The organism is Streptomyces sp. NPDC051133 (genome assembly GCF_040682635.1).
Taxonomy (GTDB): Bacteria; Actinomycetota; Actinomycetes; order Streptomycetales; family Streptomycetaceae; genus Streptomyces.
This window is the reverse complement of record NZ_JBFBBK010000159.1, coordinates 1-3,212: the sequence shown is the minus strand read 5'-3', so window position 1 is coordinate 3,212 and position 3,212 is coordinate 1. Positions and strand designations below refer to the sequence as shown.

General features: G+C 65.8%; 6 protein-coding genes and 1 pseudogene. 4 read left to right on the top strand and 3 right to left on the bottom strand.

Annotated features, from left to right (window positions below):
* Positions 1–191: hypothetical protein (locus AB0N17_RS45825; protein WP_366017609.1), on the bottom strand; the 191-nt coding region annotated here is incomplete at its 3' end.
* Positions 192–193: 2 nt separating this feature from the next.
* On the opposite strand from AB0N17_RS45825, the pseudogene AB0N17_RS45820 reads away from it, so the two are divergent.
* The 4 genes and pseudogenes from AB0N17_RS45820 to AB0N17_RS45805 form a co-directional block, all read left to right on the top strand.
* Positions 194–499 (top strand): annotated as a pseudogene (locus tag AB0N17_RS45820) (hypothetical protein); the annotation flags it as partial.
* A 62-nt stretch (positions 500–561) separates the two neighbouring features.
* A complete protein-coding gene (locus AB0N17_RS45815; protein ID WP_366017610.1) occupies positions 562–780 on the top strand; it encodes a hypothetical protein in 219 nt (72 codons plus the stop codon).
* 267 nt (positions 781–1,047) lie between these two features.
* A complete protein-coding gene (locus AB0N17_RS45810) occupies positions 1,048–1,740 on the top strand; it encodes a hypothetical protein (RefSeq protein ID WP_366017608.1) in 693 nt (230 codons plus the stop codon).
* Positions 1,741–1,886: 146 nt separating this feature from the next.
* Complete coding sequence (locus tag AB0N17_RS45805) at positions 1,887–2,288, top strand: hypothetical protein (protein WP_366017607.1); 402 nt, start codon at positions 1,887–1,889, stop codon at positions 2,286–2,288.
* Between the two features lie 250 nt (positions 2,289–2,538).
* On the opposite strand, the gene AB0N17_RS45800 is transcribed toward AB0N17_RS45805, so the two are convergent.
* Together AB0N17_RS45800 and AB0N17_RS45795 are read right to left on the bottom strand one after the other, a co-directional pair.
* Entirely contained in the window at positions 2,539–2,868 is a 330-nt protein-coding gene (locus AB0N17_RS45800; RefSeq protein ID WP_366017605.1) for a transposase, read from the bottom strand.
* A 106-nt stretch (positions 2,869–2,974) separates the two neighbouring features.
* Positions 2,975–3,212: zinc ribbon domain-containing protein (locus AB0N17_RS45795; protein ID WP_366017604.1), on the bottom strand; the 238-nt coding region annotated here is incomplete at its 5' end.

The window sequence follows — 3,212 nt, the reverse complement described above, 5'->3', positions numbered from 1 at the left end:
GGACCTTCGAAGGTGGCGGGGTTCGGCGGGCGAACCAGGATGCGATACGGGCCGGAGCGGAACGAACCTCGCCTGCGGCGCGTTCGAGGCATCACCTGGCAGGAATCCTTGGACAGTTGGGGCACGATGGCTTTGAGACAGGCGTTGCTTCCGGCGGCACCTATCGCGGAGAAGGACTTCGTCGTCAGCAAGGATGTCCGCGCCCAGACAAAGCGGGCAGGCTGCCGTGAGGCGGGGACAGTTACCGCGTCGAGGTGAAGCCGCGAAACCGTGCCTCGTTCATCGACCTCCGCCTGTCCCCTGCCAGCAAGATCCAGGCCCGGCACCGCAATCTCGAGGCCTACCGGATCGCCTTCGCCACGCTCACCGACTTCGATCTCACCCCCTCGCCGGGCACGTCCCCGACCCCAATCCGCCAGGACCGGGCAGGCGGCCGCGCAGCAGCACGTCGCCCAGGCTCGTCTGCCGGCACGGCGAGCCACTGATCACGGTCGGCTCCCCCAGCGGCTCCACCATCCTCACCAGGGTGCTGCAAACCCTGGTCAACCGGCGGGACTTAGCATGTCACTGCCTGCCTCGGTCCCCGCTCCGCGCATCTGTCAGCGCAACCTCCTCTCCACGACGGAAGCCGAACTCGGCTTCCTGGACTCGCCCGAGCGCAACCCGCTCGAGGCCATCGGCCACCACTTCGTCCTCGCACAACAGCCCTTCACGCCCTCACCCGAAATCGGTGCGATCGCCGGACTGGAATTCGGGCCCCAGGGAAGCTCACGGCGGTGACCGGGCCGGAACTCAGCTGCGGCGGCTCCGCCATGGTGGTGTCCACGCCTCCCGACACCGTCCGTCCCCCGAACACTGGTGCTCCTCGGGGCCAGTCGGCTCAGCAGCAACTCCTAGAGCTCAGCGGGCAGTCGCGCATCGCCCTGTGTAATGCGGCCACCATGACCATCCGCGACGGCTACCCGTTCTCCCGGTTCTCTCATCAAGTTGCTGTGTCACCAAACCATCACTCGTCCCGGACACAGACAAAGGAAGCAGACACCTGCTGTGCGCGTGCCGACCACGACAAGCCTGATTCCCTATGTCACTCAGAGAGAAGGCGAGGAAGTCGTCCCCGAAACCCTGCTCATCCATACGTCGTCTGGCGGCCAGCACCTCCTCTACTACGCGGATGAAGGACCCCAGGACCGGGACCGACACGGCGTGCTGATCGCTCGATGCGCGTCCAATCCTGTAGACGAACACAAGATGCCGACGGGCAGACCGCAGTGGAAGCTGATGCACCCGTACCGGCAAATGATGACGATGCAGGCCATGCGCTGCCAGGTCTGCGCCAGGCCAGCCCAGACTTCCCTTGGTTTCATCTTTCTCGCCGGGCCCGGGGACATTGATCTGCATGGGACGCTGGTTGTCACAAGCCAGCCGCCGGTGTGCGCTAGGCACGTCCGCGCCGCCGCCAGGCTATGCCCCCATCTGCGGGAGACTCCGATGGTGCTCGTCACGCAGGACGCTCCCCTGTTTGGGGTGCACGGCACCCACTACGGTCCGGACGGGCTCGGCGTGAGAGTCGTGACCTACCCGGACGAGCCGCTGCCCTATGGGCACCCGGACCTTTCAACGCTCCTCGCATCGCAGCTCATCCGCCGGCTGAACTCCTTCCGCGTGGTCGACCTGGGCGACCTGGAACGGAAGCTGGAACGGGCCCCTTCCCGCCAGCGGCATATTTCTGCACCTGTATAGCCGTATATCCCAGGATTTAAGTACCGCGCGTCACAGTAATGCCGCACACAGCTGCAGCGAAGGCCGGTCTTCACGATGTCCTCTACTGCATGCTGGAATTCCATGCCGCCGGGAGGGCCAGCGCAATTTAGCGACCGGAGGAGCAGATGAAGGTGAAGCAATTGATACTTGCGACGGCCGGCGCCATGGCCGTGCTGGCGCTGGCGGGCTGCAGCTTCGGTGACGCGGCCTCGAAGGTACCGCCGACGGCAACCGGCAGCCTGGAAAGCCTGGCGGCAAAAGCCAAGTGCAAGCCGGCCATCCAGACCGACACGGACACGATCCGACAGGCGATCTGCACCAACAGCGACGGCAAGTTCGTCCTGGTGACCTTCTCCACGGACCGCGGTCAACGCGAATGGATCAACGAGGCCAAGGACTACGGCGGCTACTACCTGGTAGGCCGCAAGTGGGTAGCCGACGGCAGCAAGGACTTGGTCACCAACCTGCGCGGCACCCTGGGCGGAGACATCGAGATCGGGACCGACCACCACGCCCACGGGGGTTGAACAGCACAGTTGACATCCTCCCACCGGCGTCTCTGGGCCTCTGGGCCTTACGACGGCCCGTCCAACCCACCAACAACGTAGGACCGCCTGAACGTCTGGTGGACAGGCACCCCCACTGGCAACACCAGCACCAGCCGATTCACCCCGACGGGCCTCGGCTGGCGTCTTGCCCTCGGCGATCTTGCGGAGGTAGTACTCCTGGCCGCGGCCGCCGTCGCGGATCTGGCAGATGGCGATGATGTGGAGGGCGCTATTCATGGAGCGCGTCGGCGGGATCGGTCTTGTGGTCACCGGCGGTGGCCAGCAGCCGAGCCCTGGCCGACGGCGTCGAGGGAACGTTAACGACGTCCTCGCCCGCGCCGGCCAGCTGCTGGGCGAGGGTCCGTCCGAGGCCGCCGGTGCCTTCGACCGCGAACCTTCGCTCGGGCCACTGCTCGCACCACCGGATGAGCTGGCCGAAGGTTCCGGCGTTGACGACGAACTTCCGCCGACCGATCTTGTGGCCTGCGGCATCGACGGCGACGGCAGTGTGCGAGGACTTGTGAGGGTCGAACCGAACGCGACCGGACTGCCCGACCAAACAAGATCACCACGGGTGATCAAACGAATCCGCCAACAAAGTCCTGAAGGACCGGGATTCCCTTTTCAGGTAGCTTGGCCAGTCGCCCGGCTGCCGGGTTCCTGCTTCACGGACCGGCCAGCGCCGAGGTCTCCACAGGCTGTCCGCCCGCGTGTCGGGTGTTCTTGGCCGCGTTGACGTCGGCGTGCTCTGCGTGTCCGCAGCCTGTGGCTTTGCCTCGGAAGACCGCTTGGCTTTCGCGGTTGCCTTCCGAGACGAAGCCGCAGGCGGAACACCGTTGCGACGTGTAGGCGGGACTGACCTTCAACCAGGGCCGGGCCGTGCAGGTGCGGGGCGAGCGAGGC

Excerpts from the sequence above, each read along its gene's own strand:
- AB0N17_RS45815 (WP_366017610.1), top strand. The coding sequence starts at position 562 with ATGTCACTGCCTGCCTCGGTCCCCGCTCCGCGCATCTGTCAGCGCAAC.
- AB0N17_RS45805 (WP_366017607.1), top strand. The coding sequence starts at position 1,887 with ATGAAGGTGAAGCAATTGATACTTGCGACGGCCGGCGCCATGGCCGTG.